This is a genomic window from Nocardia sp. NPDC059236, from assembly GCF_042754085.1.
Classification (GTDB): Bacteria; Actinomycetota; Actinomycetes; order Mycobacteriales; family Mycobacteriaceae; genus Nocardia.
On record NZ_JBHZAF010000126.1, the window covers coordinates 1 to 1,014 of the forward strand.

The following is a 1,014-nucleotide window of genomic DNA, read 5'->3' on the forward strand; positions in this document are numbered from 1 at the left end:
TCCTTCCACCATGTCGCCGACTCGATCAGCGAGAAGTCGCGGACCACCAGCCACTCCAGATTGGCCATGCCCATCCGCTGCATCTTCGCGTTGGCCGAGCCGACGGCCGGGTTCTCGCCCAACAGGAAGTAGCCCTTGCACTCCCCGGCGAGCTGGGCGAGCACGGTGTCGTAGGTGCTGTGCGAGCCGGTGAGCCGGGGGAGGTGGCCGAAGCAGTAGTCGTTCTCGGCGGTGGCGGCCTCGCCCCAGTACGCCTTGAGCAGGCTGACCAGATAGGAGCGCAGCTCGCCCCAGTACCCCTTGTCGGCGCGCATCGCCTCCACGAAGGTGTCCAGATCCTCGTGCTGGTGCGCGTGCGGCATGGGGATGTAGCCGGGCAGCAGGTTGAAGAGGGTGGGGATGTCGCTGGAGCCCTGGATGCTGGCGTGTCCGCGCAGCGCCTGGATGCCTCCGCCGGGGCGGCCGATGTTGCCGAGCAGCAGTTGGAGCACGCACGCGGCCCGGATGTACTGTGCGCCGACCGTGTGCTGCGTCCAGCCGACGGCGTACGCGAACGCCGAGGTCCGCTCCCGGCCGGAGTTGTCCACCAGCGTCCGGCACACCGCCTCGAACGTCTCACGCGGGATGCCGCAGGTCTCCTCGACCATCTCGGGCGTGTAGCGCGCGTAGTGCCGCTTGAGGATCTGGTAGACGCAGCGCGGATGTCGCAGGGTGCGGTCGTGTTCCCGGTTCCCGGCCACGGGGGCGCCGCCGGAGCCGTGCGACTCGGGTTTGCCCGCCCCGGCGAGCGTACGGCCCTGCTGGGTGCGCTCCTCGTACAGTGCGTCCCGCTGCCCCGCCGCCGCCTGCACGATGTCGCCCTCGTACTGCCAACTGGCCACGTCGTAGTGGCCGGTCTCCTGGTTGAGTCCGGAGAAGACGCCGGCCAGGTCCTCGGTGTCGCGGAAGTCCTCGCCCACGATGGTCGCGGCGTTGGTGTAGTCCAGAACGTACTCGCGGAAGTCGGCCTCCCGG

The 1,014-nt window shown here is 69.4% G+C and carries 1 protein-coding gene; it reads right to left on the reverse strand.

Features of this window, described 5'->3' with window-relative positions; all coding sequences use genetic code 11:
• The coding region (locus ACFXIV_RS48395) for a molybdopterin-dependent oxidoreductase (protein WP_379421600.1) at positions 1 to 1,014 on the reverse strand (1,014 nt) is incomplete at both ends.